General features: G+C 34.8%; 18 protein-coding genes. All 18 read right to left on the minus strand.

What is annotated here, in order from left to right; translation table 11 throughout:
- The gene (locus C7381_RS02910) at positions 1-669 is read right to left on the minus strand and encodes a DUF881 domain-containing protein (protein ID WP_165803573.1); all 669 of its coding nucleotides are present in this window, start codon (positions 667-669) and stop codon (positions 1-3) included.
- 4 nt (positions 670-673) lie between these two features.
- Positions 674-1,393 (minus strand): DUF881 domain-containing protein, encoded by a 720-nt coding sequence (locus C7381_RS02915; RefSeq protein ID WP_034545937.1) that lies wholly within the window; start codon positions 1,391-1,393, stop codon positions 674-676.
- Positions 1,383-2,147: a cell division protein FtsQ/DivIB gene (locus C7381_RS02920; protein WP_116479818.1), complete on the minus strand. Its 765-nt coding sequence runs from the start codon at positions 2,145-2,147 to the stop codon at positions 1,383-1,385. Before C7381_RS02920 ends, C7381_RS02915 begins: the two co-directional genes overlap by 11 nt.
- Positions 2,148-3,215, minus strand: a complete 1,068-nt coding sequence (locus C7381_RS02925; RefSeq protein ID WP_116479819.1) for a UDP-N-acetylglucosamine--N-acetylmuramyl-(pentapeptide) pyrophosphoryl-undecaprenol N-acetylglucosamine transferase — start codon at positions 3,213-3,215, stop codon at positions 2,148-2,150.
- Positions 3,212-4,321 carry an FtsW/RodA/SpoVE family cell cycle protein gene (locus C7381_RS02930; protein ID WP_116479820.1) on the minus strand — a complete coding sequence of 370 codons (1,110 nt, stop codon included), beginning with the start codon at positions 4,319-4,321 and terminating at the stop codon, positions 3,212-3,214. The genes C7381_RS02925 and C7381_RS02930 overlap by 4 nt, the downstream gene beginning before the upstream one ends.
- Complete coding sequence (gene murD, locus C7381_RS02935) at positions 4,299-5,621, minus strand: UDP-N-acetylmuramoyl-L-alanine--D-glutamate ligase (protein WP_116479821.1); 1,323 nt, start codon at positions 5,619-5,621, stop codon at positions 4,299-4,301. The genes C7381_RS02930 and murD overlap by 23 nt, the downstream gene beginning before the upstream one ends.
- Positions 5,618-6,589 (minus strand): phospho-N-acetylmuramoyl-pentapeptide-transferase, encoded by a 972-nt coding sequence (mraY, locus tag C7381_RS02940; protein WP_116479822.1) that lies wholly within the window; start codon positions 6,587-6,589, stop codon positions 5,618-5,620. The genes murD and mraY overlap by 4 nt, the downstream gene beginning before the upstream one ends.
- 1 nt (position 6,590) lies before the next feature.
- Positions 6,591-8,795 (minus strand): penicillin-binding transpeptidase domain-containing protein, encoded by a 2,205-nt coding sequence (locus tag C7381_RS02945; RefSeq protein WP_116479823.1) that lies wholly within the window; start codon positions 8,793-8,795, stop codon positions 6,591-6,593.
- Positions 8,795-9,226, minus strand: a complete 432-nt coding sequence (locus tag C7381_RS02950; protein WP_034545954.1) for an FtsB family cell division protein — start codon at positions 9,224-9,226, stop codon at positions 8,795-8,797. The genes C7381_RS02945 and C7381_RS02950 overlap by 1 nt, the downstream gene beginning before the upstream one ends.
- Before the next feature lie 9 nt (positions 9,227-9,235).
- Positions 9,236-10,168, minus strand: coding sequence for a 16S rRNA (cytosine(1402)-N(4))-methyltransferase RsmH (gene rsmH / locus C7381_RS02955; protein WP_116479824.1), 933 nt, complete (start codon positions 10,166-10,168; stop codon positions 9,236-9,238).
- Positions 10,155-10,640, minus strand: a complete 486-nt coding sequence (gene mraZ, locus C7381_RS02960) for a division/cell wall cluster transcriptional repressor MraZ (protein WP_245893701.1) — start codon at positions 10,638-10,640, stop codon at positions 10,155-10,157. Before mraZ ends, rsmH begins: the two co-directional genes overlap by 14 nt.
- Positions 10,641-10,796: 156 nt before the next feature.
- Positions 10,797-11,441 (minus strand): deoxyribose-phosphate aldolase, encoded by a 645-nt coding sequence (gene deoC / locus C7381_RS02965; RefSeq protein ID WP_116479825.1) that lies wholly within the window; start codon positions 11,439-11,441, stop codon positions 10,797-10,799.
- Positions 11,428-12,090: a TIGR01906 family membrane protein gene (locus C7381_RS02970; protein ID WP_116479826.1), complete on the minus strand. Its 663-nt coding sequence runs from the start codon at positions 12,088-12,090 to the stop codon at positions 11,428-11,430. The genes deoC and C7381_RS02970 overlap by 14 nt, the downstream gene beginning before the upstream one ends.
- A 5-nt stretch (positions 12,091-12,095) precedes the next feature.
- Positions 12,096-12,824: a YebC/PmpR family DNA-binding transcriptional regulator gene (locus C7381_RS02975; protein ID WP_034545963.1), complete on the minus strand. Its 729-nt coding sequence runs from the start codon at positions 12,822-12,824 to the stop codon at positions 12,096-12,098.
- A 1-nt stretch (position 12,825) separates the two neighbouring features.
- Positions 12,826-13,548: an NAD(+) synthase gene (gene nadE / locus C7381_RS02980; protein WP_165803574.1), complete on the minus strand. Its 723-nt coding sequence runs from the start codon at positions 13,546-13,548 to the stop codon at positions 12,826-12,828.
- On the minus strand, positions 13,548-14,171 hold the full coding sequence (locus tag C7381_RS02985; protein WP_116479828.1) for a YigZ family protein: 624 nt from the start codon (positions 14,169-14,171) through the stop codon (positions 13,548-13,550). Before C7381_RS02985 ends, nadE begins: the two co-directional genes overlap by 1 nt.
- A gap of 1 nt (position 14,172) precedes the next feature.
- On the minus strand, positions 14,173-15,393 hold the full coding sequence (gene hflX / locus C7381_RS02990; protein WP_116479829.1) for a GTPase HflX: 1,221 nt from the start codon (positions 15,391-15,393) through the stop codon (positions 14,173-14,175).
- Between the two features lie 77 nt (positions 15,394-15,470).
- Entirely contained in the window at positions 15,471-16,247 is a 777-nt protein-coding gene (locus tag C7381_RS02995) for a peptidylprolyl isomerase (protein WP_081935437.1), read from the minus strand.
- Between the last annotated feature and the right edge of the window lie 9 nt (positions 16,248-16,256).

The following is a 16,256-nucleotide window of genomic DNA, read 5'->3' on the forward strand; positions in this document are numbered from 1 at the left end:
CTACATCCTCCCATCTCGTTTAGGAATTATTATATTTTTATTTTTCTCCACTTTAACATCCATATAATAAGTCGTTTCCAAAAGATTTATATAGGAGTTTTTATCGTTCATAATATTATAAATCATCTCCATATCTCCCACTGCTTTTATAATAAACGGTGTAGCCTTTGAGTGCCCATCAACTTTAACTGTAGGTCCCATACATTTTATTTCACTATCTCCCATAACTCTTACATCATTGATACTTATTGCATCAACTCCCGCAGCTTTGAGCTCATTTAGAATAATCATTATATCAATGTCGTGAATTATACCAAGATTGGTATTTTTATAATCCTCATCTTTTGAGTCATCAATCATAATAACAATTCCTTCACCCTTAATATCGTATTCACCGGATAAAATTTTTAGTTCTTTAAGTTCATTTTGAAGACTCCGTTTCAACTCATCTTGATAAGCAGGACTGCTTTTTTCTTCAATTGAAGACTTTATATGGGATATAATTTCTTTGTCAACATTTATCTGATTCTCAACAACATTAAGTTCTCTGTTATAATTTTCTATTTTTTCAATAGACATTGGACTCATTATTTCCGCTTTTTCTCTAATACTCATTGAAATCAAAATACCTAGAAGCGTTGAAATAAGCCCGAACATAATTTTCTTCATAACGTTATTCATCACGCTTTTTCACTTCTGTTGTAAAATGTATATCCGGCATTTTTTGAAGCTTCTCTACTTCCACATCCTCCTTTGCCGTTAAATCTACAACAAGCCCCAAAGAGTTTAAAGTGTCAATAATTCCGGACTTGATTTTTAATGCTGACTTCAATGTATCCGAATCGCCGATAGCTTTAACTATATACGGCGAGGCTACTGCTACACCATTAATTTGTAGAAAATTACCTGCTCGTTCAATCTCCGTTGTCGAAGTAATCCTTTGCCCATTTATCGAAATTGCTTCTGCATCAGCAGCATTTAATGAACTTATAAGTTTCAAAAGCGTCTCCGGATTATCAGCAATTATATCCTCCGTTACACTCGAGACATTCGACGGAACGGAAATTCTGAGTTCTATTCCTCGGCCTTTAACGTCTGAAAGCCCCGAAATAATTTTAAGCTTCTCAATCTCGTCATAAAGTTTATTGTTGGGATTATCTTTTGATTTCAATCTAGTTTCATAATCATATAATTTTTTATTAAGTTCTTGTATTTCTTCCTTTTGTCTGTCCCGTTCTTCCCTAGACTTTTTTAAAAGCTCCGCAAGTTCTTTTGCTCGAAGAGTGCCACCATCTTTTTTCTGGGAAGTATTTAAATTTATCGTTCTTATCTGAAGGCCTATCAATAAACCTAGAATTATTGCTATAACTGCAAGTTCAATTTTATTCTTCAACTTTTTCACCGTCCTTCAAAAATGTAACAGGCGGATCCATATTGAGTTTTATAAGGGTGGTTGTTTTACCCTTAGCATCCAAAGACTCTAAAGTTTTTTCAATGAAATTGAATTTGTTTTTAATTCTTTCGCTTTTACCAAAATCAATCTTTATATTTCCAACTCTTGTAAGTCCGAATTCCTTATTTTTCTGTAAACGAATCTCAAGATATTTATCAATTATACCCATGTCTATAGCGGTTGTGATTATATCCCTTAATGGTTCTATATCCTCATTTTCTTCAAAAATATTAAGACCCAAGTCAGAATCATTTACATCAATTCCTTTTACAATAGGATAAACACTTGTTGTTTTGCTTTTCGAAAGTATTCTTCCATCCTTATCACAAGTAAAAATAACACCGTTTGAAAGGATACTGAATACTTCTTCCCTTTCAACCACCGTTATTCTCAATGTGTTCTTTTTTTCCCTAGTAACACTTGCCGTCTTTACATAAGGAAGTTTAAGTAAATTTTTTTCAGCGTTTTTTGTGCTTACTTTAAAAATATTTTCACCGAAATGTATACCGCTACCATTAATGAGTTCACTAGATGAGGTCTTGTTATTTCCGGAAGTTTCTATGTTTTTTATATTGAAAACATTTCCAATATACATGAATGCAAGCAAAATAATGGACATAAACATACTTATTGTTATGCCCAAATTTCTAGCTTGTCTAATTCTTCTTCTTTCTTTTCCGGAAACTCTTTTCATTTATTTCTTTAAATCCTCATAAATATTTTTTGCAATAATATCTGCCGAATCCTTAACAAAGAGGTGCCCAGCATTTTCACCCATAGTTTTAAGTTTTTCTCTATCATTCATAAGCTTGTCGACAACTTCGAGTAAAATGTCCTTGTTTAAGTCCGTTTCCTTGATGAGTACCCCGGCATTTTCATCTTCATATTTCTTTGCGTTGAAATATTGATGATTTTTAACAACATTCATTTTCGGAATCAATACCGACGGCTTTTTCATAGCACTTACTTCGTTTAAAGTTTGAGCACCACATCCGCAAATCACCAAGTCTGCTTTTTTCATAAGTTCATAAAACTCGTAATAATAAGTATAAACAGTAGCGTATTTAGGTAATTCAGGAACCAATTCATGAAATTCTTTCTCCCAATTTCTTCCGCAAATATGAATCCAATCGTATTTAAAATCTTTATACTCGTTAAATATTCCGCCAACAGCTTCATTTAAAGACTTTTGTCCTCCACTTCCTCCAAAAGATAAAACTGTAAGTTTATGATTTTCATCTTTTATTTCCATATTAAATTGACTTCTTATAGGAGTACCCGCAACGACTTTATTTTTTTTGTTTTTAAAATTTTCTTTCACGCTTTCATATGGTAGGAATGTGATTTTTGAAAATCTGTCCAAAAAATTCGTAGTAATTCCAGGATATGCATTTGATTCGTGAATATAGAGTGGAATTTTTTTAAGTTTTGCAGCATAACCTATAGGTCCTGAAACATATCCTCCAGTACAAATTATTGCATCAGGATGATATTTATCAATATATTGTTTTGAAGTTTTTACGCCCTTAATAAATGAGTTCAAACTTTTTATAGCTTTTATAGACGGTTTTAAAATAAGCGGCATAGAAGTTACCGGCAAAAACTCATATCCTTCTTTTTTTGCGATTTCTTCTTCAAGTTTGCCCTTAATGCCTACATAATAAAACTTTGCATTTTCATCTATTTTTCGAATTGAATCGGCAATTGAAATTGCAGGATAAATATGTCCCGCTGTTCCTCCACCGCTTATAAAATATATCATTTAAGCTCCCTTCTTGGACAATGGTTCAAAATATTAAAAGAGATTCCAACCATAGTGAAATAGGCCAAAATTGATGTTCCGCCATAACTAATAAATGGAAGTGTTATACCTGTAGAAGGAATTGCATTTACAACAACCCCCATATGAACTAAACTTTGAAATCCGATATATGTTCCAACCGCAACCAAAAATGTAGATGTGAATGTATCCATCATTTTAAATCCGGATGTTATAAATTTAAAAGATATGAAAATATAGCACAAAAGTATAAGCGCCGCTCTAACAAATCCAAGTTCCTCAACAACAATTGCAAAAGCATAATCGGAGTAAGCTGCGTAAACATAAAAGTACTTCTGAATTGAATTTCCAATACCTACACCCCAAAGCCCCCCGTTCGCAACGGCGTACATACCTTGAATAGTATGCCACCCTACATTCAAACTATCTGAAAACGGGTCCAAAAACGCTTTAATTCTGTTCGATCTAAATCCCCTATTTGCTATATAAAATACACCAACAGGAACTGCCATAGCATATACAAATGCTTCTCCAAGTTTCATTGTCGTAACAAAATACATTACAAAGAGAGCCGCTGCAATTACGAGTGCTGTCGAAAGGTCTCTTTGAAGATATACAAGTCCTACATTAAAGCCTATAAATCCTAACGAAAAAACAAGTCTTTCAACATCTGACCTTCTCTTTTTCGATAGAATTGTTGGAAAGTGTAATGCCGCCGAAACTTTTAACAAATCTGACGGTTGCAATGTGAATTTATTAAAAACATTTATCCATCTATATGTGTTTTCAATCGGTGAGGATAAAAAAGGTATAACGCATAGTCCAACAGTCATAAGCCAAATAAAACCACTATATTTTCTGAGTATCTTCAACGGAAAAACCATTGCAATAAACATTGCTATTGTTCCAATAAGAATAAAGACCAAATGTCTCATAAAAAAATATGTTCCATTATTTTTTTCTTTTATCCCAATTGGATAGCTCGACGAATAAACCATCAAAATTCCGATAAGAACAAGTGCCCATATAGAAAAAAACAAAACATAATCAAATTTTGGTCTTATTCTATATACGTTTGATTGTTCCATCTTTTAATTCCCTTACAAGTTCTTTAAAATAGTCTCCTCTTTCTTCATAGCCTTTAAACTCATCAAAGCTGGATGCACCCGGACTAAGAAGAACAGTGTCACCCGTTTCTGCAATATCAATAGACTTTTTAAATGCATCAATCAGCCTATCAGCCATAAAATAATTTGTTACTCCAAGCCTATCAGCAGTATCTTTTAGTTTATCCTTGATATCTCCAAAGAAAATCATACTCTTAACTTTCTTGCCACCAAGATTGATTAAGTCAGTAAAATCTGTTTTTTTATCAAATCCTCCAAGAAGAAGTGTTGTATTTTGAGGCGTGCTCATAAGAGCCGAAGCTGTTGCAGATGGATTTGTTGCTTTTGAGTCATCAATAAATGTGATTCCTTTGACTTCATCAACAAATTCAACACGGTGATAATCAAGCCTGAATTTGCCCAAAAAATCATCAAGCATTTCATCCGTCAGGTCGAAAAAGCTTGCTGCTAAAACAGCCGCCATAAAATTTATTATATTATGTTTTTCTTTATATCTGAGTTTTGAAACCGGCACCCTTTTTCGGAAATCATTTATGTCAAAAACAACATCATCTCCATCTAAGTATGCATTCATGCCTTCTTTTTTATCTAATGAAAGTCTGTAAATATCGGCGTCTGTGTGAATCTCCGATTCATTTATATGGTCCGCACTTATTATGAGTGCATCACCCGGCCGTTCATTTTTAAAAATCTTATACTTAGCCTTTTTATAATTTTCAAAACTTCCGTGCCAATCGAGATGATCCTCTTCAATGTTTAAAAGAATAGCAACCTTAGGTCTAAATGTATCTGTGTTGTCAAGTTGAAAACTTGACAGTTCAAGCACGTAAATATCGTCTCTATTCCTGTCGTCATTAAAAATCGTCATTCCGATATTTCCAGCGAGTACTGGTTCCTTGCTTTTCAATAACTCATAAACCATTTCAGTAGTAGTCGTTTTTCCGTTTGTACCCGTTATTGCAATAACATTTTTCGGCTTGAATTCCATATAAAAGAATTCAACATCAGAAATCACTCGAATACCCTTTTCCCTAAAATATTTTATATGCGGCTCATAAGGAGGTATTCCAGGACTTTTTATAACAAGGTCAATTGAACGATCTGTAATCGGCTCATCATCTTTATAAGTCTTAATTCCTAAAACTTTGTATCTTAAAAGAACTTCTTCTTTTTTATCATAGACACAGTAAGGCCTATCTTTTTTTGAAAGATAATCAGTAATACTTTGTCCCGTCTTTTTTAAACCCATAACCAGAATCATAATATACCATTCCTTGTAAATATAATATAAATGACTGCAATAACAAAAGTTACCACTACAAATGCCATAACAATATCTTTTTCATGATGGCCCTTCATCTCAAAGTGATGGTGAATCGGTGCCATCTTGAAAAATCTTTTGCCGGTCTTTTTGAAATATAAAACTTGTATTATTACAGAAAGTGTTTCAATTACATAAACCAATCCAAGTATTACTAGATGAATCGGTTGCTTCATTAGCATAAATGCCGTTGCCAAATATCCTCCAAGAAAGAGAGAACCTGTGTCTCCCATAAAAACCTTTGCAGGATAGATATTATAAACCAGAAATCCAAGCAGTGCCCCCGAAAGAATGTGTGACATAAATTCCACTTCGAATTGTGGAATATGGCGTGCAACAATCCCAAGAGCCACAAGCACAACCGCGCTCACTCCTCCGCACAGTCCGTCGAGTCCGTCTGTCAGATTGACAGCGTTTGTTGAACCTGTTATTACTAAAACCATAAACGGAAAATAAAGAACTCCTATATCAATCGTCTTTTTAATAAAAGGAATATTTATTTCAGTTGTGTATTTCAATACAAATCGAACATAAAGTGTCATTGCAAGCGAAAACAATATTTGAAGAACTAGTTTTTGTTTTGCAGTTAAACCCAAATTGTTTTTCTTTGCAATCTTTTCATAATCATCTAAAAAGCCAATGCCTGCAAACAATAGCGGTGCAACCAAAAGAAATAAGGCAACTTTATAATCGCATTTTTTAAATATCATAAATACAATTGAGAAAATTACATAGGTTGCAATAAAAAATATTCCGCCCATCGTTGGAGTCCCCGCCTTAACATAGTGACTCTTTGGACCCTCTTCTCTTATTTCTTGTCCCATCTTGAGTTTTCTCAAATATGCTACAGTCCAGTTACCCAAAAACACAGATACTACAAATGCAGCTATAAGATAAAAATAATCCATTTTATTCCTCTTCAAATACTAAATCAATTCTCATGTCGTCTTTAATTTCGCTTCCAGGCGGAACTGTTTGTTTTACACATTTGCCCTTGCCTGAAGTGTTAATTTTTACTCCACGACTCTTTGCCAAATCTTTCGCTTCGTCAATTGTAAGACCCTTAAAATCAGGCACCTCTTCCTCAGGCTTTAAATTTTTTACCTCAATAAGAACAATAGCATCTTTTCCTATATAAGATCCGACTGCAGGATTTACTTCTTCTACGATTGAATTTTCCTTTATATCATCTTGATCAAGTCTGAATTTAACCTTACTTTGATTGAGAAGTTTTGCAGCATCTTTTAAACTCATTCCCATAATATTCGGAACCGAAAGAACTTCATCTTTGTTTTCATGTGCTTCAGTTGTAGGCTTAATACCTAAAATCGGGAAAATATCTGACATAATTCTTGAACTTACAGGGCCTGCAATAGTCCCACCATAAGGAATTCCATTTCCCGGTTCCTCAACAGATACAAATACCAAAACTTTCGGGTCATCAATCGGTGCAACCCCAACAAATGAGGCAATATATTTATCCTTTAAATACTTTCCTTTATCCGGGACCATAGCTGTTCCGGATTTTCCTCCGACTCTAAAACCTTCAACACGGCCAAGTTTATTGTTTTCGTTTACAGTAACTTCCATAATTTCCCTCATTTTATCCGAGGTTCTCTTAGAAATAACTTTTCTTCTTATTTCTACAGGAAATCTTTTTATAGCTTCACCGTTAGAGCGAATCTCTTTTACAATTCTCGGCTTCAATAAGTAACCGCCGTTAACTGCCGCAGCTGTCGCCATACATGTTTGAAGATTTGTAGTTGCAACACCTTGACCATAACTTGCTGTTGCAAGAGTTGCAGGCGTCATATCAGCAACGGTTTGCGGTATAATTCCACTTTGTTCACCGTTTAAATCTACACCACTTTTTTCTCCAAATCCATATGCTTTAATATATTTAAGAAACTTTTCGCGTCCAAGTTTTCTTGCAATTTGAATAAACGCTACGTTACAACTTTCAGCATATGCATGTGTGATGTCAAGTCTTCCGTGTGGATGTTGCCACCTTACACATCTTAACACAATCCCAGGAATATCTGTAACGGCCCCATTACAATAAAGTTCCGTCGAATCATCAGCCAGTCCTTCTTCAATTGCCGCAGATAATGTAACAGTCTTAAAAGTGGAGCCCGGCTCATAAAGAACATTTACATTTAAATTGTTCCAATTCTTTTGCCACTCCCCAATCATTTCATCATTAGTCTTGTCTTTCCACTCCTCAGCCTGCTCTTCATCTCTTGGAGCACGCGGATTGTTATTATCATATTTATTTGTGTCGGTCATTGCTAGAATGTCACCGTTTGTCGGATCCATAACAATTACTGAAACACTCTTTGCATTATTTTCTTCCTTTGCTCTGAGTGCTTCCTTGTCTGCAATACGCTGAATTTTATCTGAGACAGTTAAAATAACATCTCCTCTTCCATCGCCTCCGAATGTTTTTACCTCCGAAAACGGCAAGATTTTGTTATACATATCCGTCATCTTGATAACCCTTTGAGGCTCTCCAAAGAGGTTATCATTCATTGTGAGCTCTACTCCGGATAATCCTTTTTGGTCTATGTCTGTAAAACCTAAAATATGATCATACAAAAAACCATCCGGATAAAAACGTCTTTCTCTTTCTTCGATTTCGAGACCTCTTACATCAAAATCTTCCATGTTTCTTATTTCTTCTATAGCTGTTTCAGGTGCCCATTGAACAATTTTCTTCCTTGTTTCCCCTTCGAGAATTTTTAAAATGTCATCGGTTTCTAAATCAAAAACCTTCGCGATTTCCTGAACAAACTTTTCCTTGTTGCTGTTTCCATCAGAACCATCAGTTGCCGTACCCTTATATGTCTTTGGGTTTAACCAAATAGTATATGCCGGAATATTAAAAGCGAGTCTAGCCCCTTCAGAGTCCAAAATTTCACCACGAGTATTGTTAATACTGTAGCTTTTTGTCCATTGTGAAAGTGCATCTTTCTTTAAACTCGCTCCTTTTATTATTGCAACGTCAAAAAGTTTAAATAAAACATATAAAGTGAATACAGAAATTCCAAAGAGTACAAACAAAACTCTAGCGTTTTTTAGTCTATTTGTTTTTCTAATCCTCTTATTCTTTTTCATTATCTGAATAATGCTCCCAAAATTGTTTCAAACGTCTTTTTCTTAACTATAACTTTTTCCTCAGTTTCTTGTGAATTTATATAAATCTTATCATTTTCCCCCGGATAAATCATGCCTAGAAGAGTTTGAGCTTGTTCTTCAACAAGTTTTGATGAGCGAATCTTTTCAAGTTTTGCTTCTTTCAAATCGATTTCTTTTTGAACTGTAATAATATCTGTTTTTATGTGATTTACTTCAGATTGCAGTTTTGAAACCCCGGCTCTCCCGTTTATATAAGAAAATGCAAAGGAAATAATCACAAATAATGCAAGTGAGGCGTCTCTCATAAGCTTTCTTTTAAGCGCTTTTTCGTTCTTCTTTTTTACTGCAAGAGCCTTTTTACGCTTTGAATCCAACTCGTCATTTTTAATTTCATATGCTAAATTCGTCATATTTCCTCCTTATATTTTTTCTATTATTCTGAGCTTTGCACTGTGAGCTCTGGTATTTTCTTTAAGTTCATCTTTCGAAGCTGTTATAGGTTTTTTCGTTATAACGTTCCCTGTCTTTTCTTTGTCACATGTGCAAACAGGTTGCTTCGGATCACAGATACAATCGAGTTCATAGTATCTAAAAGCATTTTTTACAATTCTGTCTTCGAGTGAATGGAACGATATAATTGCAAGTCGTCCACCTTTTTTTAAGAGAAAAAACGCATCCTCTATTGCAGATTTGAGTGCATTTAATTCATCATTGACTTCTATTCTAAGAGCTTGATAAATTCTTAAAAGTGACTTTGTCTTTTTGTCCGGTACTCCGAAAACCGACTTTTTTATTATGTCATTTAATTGACTTGTGCTTGTGATTCTTCTGTTTAACCTTTCGTTGACAATATTTTGAGCAATCTTTTTTGAAAATCTTTCTTCGCCGTATTCAAAGAAAATTTTTGTAAGATCTTCAAGACTGTACTCGTTTACGATTTCTTCAGCTGTGAGAGACTGTCTTCTGTCCATTCTCATATCGAGTGGAGCGTCATCCCTAATTGTGAACCCTCTTGATTTTTCGTCAATTTGATATGAACTTACTCCGATATCAAGCATTATTCCGTCAAATCCGAATAATCCATATGGCATCAAAAGTTCTTTCATGTTTTTGAAATTGCCTCTTATAAAAGTTGTCTTATCTTCATACTCTTTAAGTTTCTTCTTTGCCGCCTTTAGAGCATCCTCATCTTGGTCGATGCAGACAAGACGACCCGTTGTAAGTCTTTTTGCAATTTCATAACTATGTCCGCCACCGCCGACAGTTCCGTCCAAATATAATCCGTCAGGCTTTATGTTTAAACCGTCAATCGTCTCATTTAAGAGTACACTTTTGTGGCTAAATGTCTCCATCAAGACCACCTCCGAAATTAAACTTTTCCATAACTTCTTCAAGTGCGTCTTCGCTGTCTTCAAAATCGTTGTAATCTTCGTATCTTTCCTTGGACCATATTTCAACTCTATTTGCTAGTCCAAGTAGCACTACATCTTTGTCGAGTCCGGCATATTCTCGGAGTTTTGCAGGTATAAGTATTCTTCCTTGTTTATCTGTTGTGACATCTGCAGCCATTGCAAAGAAGCTTCTTTGCAATCTTCTTGCATCCTTTTTCGAGAGTGGAAGCGATGAAATATGATTTTGGAACTTCAACCAATTTTCTTCATTGTACGCAAACAAGCAGTGATCGAGTCCTATTGTTACAAAGAACCTGTCACCTAATGAGCTTCTGAGTTTTGACGGAATTATAAGTCTGCCTTTTCCGTCAACTGTGTGTTCATATGAGCCCAACATGCTGTTTTCAATTGAAGCAAAATCTAAATCAGTCATATCACCACTTAGTGCCACTTAGCACCACTTCCCTCCACTTACTTATATTTTACCGTAAAGATTGGTGATTTACCACTAATTATTACCGTTTTATGACAATAAAAAAAAGTAATAAAAAAAACGGGCATGTTAACCCCGTTTTAATCCTATTACTTCCTAATTTTGCATAAGTATTGAACTTGATTTGCTTGCTCCGATTCTCGTCGCTCCAGCTTCTATAAGCTCCAAAGCAAATTTTTTATCCTTTATTCCGCCAGCAGCTTTTATCCCACATTCCCCACTTACAACACTTTTTATAAGTAATATGTCATGAACCGATGCACCTCTTGTTGAAAAACCTGTTGAAGTTTTAACAAAATCCGCCCCCGATTCCATAACAAGCTTCGATGCCGAAAGAATTTCTTCATCTGTTAAAAGTGCAGTTTCGATTATGCATTTCAAAATTCTTTCGCCACAAACTTTTTTTATATTTCTTATTTCGTTCAAAACATATTCAGTATCTCCACCAATAAGTTTGCCTATATTGATGACCATATCGATTTCGTCCGCCCCATTTTCGATCGCATCTTTTGTTTCAAAAACTTTTGTGGCAGTTGTGTTTTGTCCGAGCGGGAAACCGACGACCGTACAAACCTCAACATCGCCGTCTTTTAAGAGTTCGTGAGCCAATTTTACAAACGATGGATTTACGCAAACGCTTTTAACATTCAGTTTTTTCGCTTCATCCGCAAGTTTTATTATATCACTTTCAACAGCATTCGGATTCAAATTCGTGTGGTCAAAATATTTACTTAGTTCCATAAGAAGCCTTCTCCTCTCTTTTCGAAAAAAATCTAAAACATAGAACTGCAACCAAAACTATAATAAAATAAACAATTATAGTCATCATCGATATCGAATAAAATATTTTCTCCGGCAATAAATTAATCATCAGAGAATATCTCGGGTCCATTAGCCAAAGGTCATTAGAAAACAAAACTTTATGAAATGTTGTCCAAAACTTTTCAAAGTTTATAATTGCCGGTGCAAAAATCAAAACCGGATATACGATAAACAAATACCATCTTCTAGAAATATCGATGTAAGAAATATGATTTTTATTCTTGATTATAATAAACCACGCTGCAAAAAAACTTAAGACGCAAATAATCCTTACCATTCGAAAAAGCTTATAGACATCTTTCATGTGGCTGACCTCGTCTTCGCTATAGACCGAATCAATCAAGTTCGAGTCTTCTCTCGTGTTAAAAAGATATGCCTTAAGTCTGTCTATTTCTCCAAGATACTCCTCTTCACTAAATCCACTGAATTCCTTTATATTTTCGTCACTTCTATAAACCGATTTATAAATTCTCGTATTAAATGAAGACACGAGCACAGAAAAACTTAGTACAAATACAAATATTAAAAATATAAGCCCGTACGTAACGGGCTTTAGTTTAATTTTCATATTAATTAATCAGCCAAATTGTGATAAACTTCTTGAACGTCATCAAGTTCTTCAAGAGAATCTATGAGTCTTTCAATCTTTGCTCTCTTTTCTTCTTCAACTTCAATTTCAGTATCCGGGATGAATGTAACTTCAGATGCCGCGATTGTATATCCTTTGTTTTCAAGGGCAGTCTTTACAGCGTCATAGTCTTTTGGATCTGTATATATTTCAATAACATCATCTTCCGCTTGAACATCTTCTGCACCTGCGTCAATAGCATCCAACATAAGTTCGTCAACGTCTATTGGCTTATCTTCATCTTGTTCGATTGCAATATAGCCTTTCATATTGAACATATATGAAACAGAACCTGTTGTTCCAAGGTTTCCGCCGCATTTATCAAAGACGTGACGTACATCTGCTGCAGTTCTATTTCTATTGTCGGTCAAACAGTGTGCCATAATTGCAACGCCTTCTCCACCATATCCTTCATATGTTATTTCTTCGTAACTTACGCCGTCTAGTTCACCCGCACCTTTTTTAACAGCTCTATCGATATTATCTGCAGGCATATTTACAGCTTTAGCTTTATCTATTGCAGCCTTTAAAGATGGGTTAAAATCAGGATTTGACCCCCCTTCTTTAACAGCAACCATTATATACTTTGCAATTTTTGTAAAAGCTTGTGCTCTTTTTGCGTCTTCTTTACCTTTTTTGTTTTTAATATTGTTCCATTTTGAATGTCCTGACATATTATTCTTCCTCTCTTTTATAAAATATAGGTACACATCTTTTGTGTTTTGTTTTTTCAATCATTAATTCTATTTTTTGTCTTTGTTTTTCATCTATCTTTTTGCCCGACAAATAGCTATCGAGCTCATCATATGAAATTCCCATTTCATCTTCATCCGTCTGTCCCTCAAAAAGTCCTGCCGACGGCGGCTTTTTTAAAATCGCATCGGGGACTTCAAGAAGTTCTCCCATTTTATAAATCTCGCTCTTTATATATTCCCTGAGTGGCATAACGTCAACTCCGCTGTCACCATGTTTTGTAAAATATCCGGTCAAATATTCACTCTTATTTGTCGCTCCGCAAACCAACAAATTATTCGTTTGTGCAACTTGATATAGTGTCGCCATTCTAAGTCGTGGTTTCAGATTTGTGTTTGCAAGTGTGTTACTTGTATCTGGAAGCACTTTTATAAACTCGTCATAAATATCGCTTAAATCAATTCTTAAAATTTCTCGATTGGAATTTTTTGTGAGCAAATCTGCATCAAACTCATCACTTTGTAGTGAATGAATTGGCATCTTTATCGCAATGAATTTAATCGGTAAAGGTTCTAAAATTTTAAACATTACAGACGAATCAAGACCGCCTGAGATTCCAAGAACATATCCATCCGTGTGGGTTTGTTTGGAATAGTTCAAAAGAAATTCTCGTATTTTATTTATTTCAACATTAAAATCAATCACTATCTTAAAACCTCTTTTATAATTTCCGTCTTCGCAGTTCCCGAAGTTAAATCTGCTATATCGGAAATAAATTTATCTTTCGTTTTTTCCGGAACAGTTACAACGACCTTTATATCTTCATAAAATTCCGTATTTAAAATCTGAATTGCAGCATTATTTATATAATTCAAAAGAATATCATATAAATCATAACCTACATTAATCATTATATCATAAAAAGTCTTAAAACTCCTAATTCCCGCATCTTCAATTACGCCTGTCGCTGAAGACATATAAGCTCTTGTAAGACCGCCGGCTCCAAGTTTAATTCCTCCATAATATCTCGTAACGACAATCATGCAATTTTGGAGTTCATTCATTTTTAAAGCTTTTAAAATCGGAAGCCCTGCTGTTCCTGAAGGTTCGCCGTCATCTTCTGCCTTTTCACGCAGACCCCCTACATCAAATGTGTATGCATAACAGTGATGCGTCGCCTTTGGATGTTTTTCCTTAACATAGTTTATAAACTTTTCGGCATCTTCTTCGGACTGAATCATTCTCGCTTCCGACAAAAATACCGACTTCTTTATCTCATATCTGAATTCTTCGGTCGATTGAACCGACTTAAAAGGTTTTATATCCATATCATAAACCCCTCTTCAAATATTTTGTATATGTTACGACAGTGCCTTCATCTGAATATTTCTTGGAAATTATTTGATTGTTTTCCATAAACAAACTTAGCTCTTTCGCTTCACTATACGGAAAAAACTTTGTGTCCTCCACCGTTTCTCCATACAATTCAAGTTCAATTGCTTTCAAGAGACTCCTAACATCGCCGTCGTTATATGCACTTATCACCATGTCGGCATCCGCATAAATATGTTTATCAACTACTTTATCAGCTTTATTATAAACCTTTATTATTTTTTTGTCACCAAGTCCCAAATCTTTTATAAGATTTTCTGTTGTTTCAATTTCAACATCAAGATGCTTATTTGATATATCTAAAACTTGAACAAGAAGATCCGCCTTCTTTATTTCCAATAAAGTTGAACGAAATGCGTCTATGAGTTGATGCGGAAGATTACTTATCAGTCCAACAGTATCCGTTAAAATTATATCTCCTCCATGTGGAAGTTCAATTCTTCTTGCATGAGTATCAAGTGTTGCGAAAAGTCTATCATCTGCATAAACTCTTTTATCTTCATCTGCTCCTGAAAGTTCGATGATTCTATTTAAAAGAGTTGACTTTCCCGTATTTGAATACCCAATTAACGAAACAATCGGAATACTACTATCAGACCTCATCTTCGATTTCGTATCAAGAACTACCTGCGCTGCCTTAACATCTTCTTTTAACTTGTCAATTCGCTTTCTTAGAACACGTCTATCGAGTTCGAGCTTTTGTTCGCCGGCGCCTCTCATACCCATGACTCCAAATTGTCTATCCATATCTTTTCGCATGCCACGAAGTCTCGGATACATATACGAAAGTGTTGCAAGTTCGACTTGCAATTTTCCAAACGCTGTCGTCGCACGCTGATTAAAAAGTTCCAATATAAGTTGATTTCCGTCAATTACAAGCATATCAAACTCGTCTTTCACATTTTGAAGTTGCCTTGGACTCAAATCTTCGCATACAACGATAAAGTCTGCTTTAAGTTCTTTAGATATATTTGAAAAGTACTCGATTTTACCGCTGCCAAAATAATATTTCGGATTTATTCTTTGAATATTTTGAATTAAAACCGAAATGACTTCTGCACCTAGACTTTTTACAAGTTCAATATTCTCTTTTTGACGTGGAGAATCTTCTGAAATATCATTTGCTATTATAACTGCTTTTTTATCTTTAAAATCCAAGCATCTTCACCCACTACATTATACAGCATTTTAGCGAACTTGACAAGTAAAGGTCGATTAAAAATCGACCTTTTATTTTACTTATATGTTATTACCTCTGCTGTTTTAATAATTACAGGTTCAACCGGTTTATCCATTTCGCCGGTCTTTGTATTTGCAATTTTATCAACAACGTCGATACCTTCAACAACTTGACCGAAGACCGTGTGGTGTCCGTCGAGATGCGGTGTTCCACCGAATACTGAATACATCTTCTTCCATGTATCATTTACGTATGACGGATCGACGTATGATTCATATTGAGGCATTGCTTCTGCCGGAATGCTGCTGTTTTGAACGATAAAAAATTGACTTCCGTTGGACATAGGTTGTCCGGTATTTGCCATTGAAAGTGCACCTCTTATATTAATTAAATTCGGAACAAATTCATCTTCAAAACCTTCGCCGTAAATACTTTCTCCGCCCATTCCTGTTCCATCAGGGTCTCCCCCTTGAATCATAAAATCTTTAATAACTCTGTGGAATGTAACACCGTCATAATATTTGTCTTCGATATGCTTTGTGAGATTTTCCACTGTTTTAGGTGTTAAATCCCTGAATAATTTAATTTTGATATCTCCCATATTTGTATGGAAAATTGCAATTTCGTCCCCCTTCTTTAGTGGTTGAAGTTGTGGCATATTCTTTATTTCTTCTTCTGTAAAATTTTTCTTAATTGATTCTTCACTCATATATTCATCCTCCGTAATTCCATTTTTATCGTCTTTTTCTACATTTCCTTTATCTGTGTTTTGATTTTGGCATCCTAATGAAAAGAAAGCCAATACTATCATTAATCTTAACAAATGTTTCATATTTTCCTC

The sequence above is a fragment of the Ezakiella coagulans genome, assembly GCF_003096635.1.
In the GTDB taxonomy this organism is placed as follows: domain Bacteria; phylum Bacillota; class Clostridia; order Tissierellales; family Peptoniphilaceae; genus Ezakiella; species Ezakiella coagulans.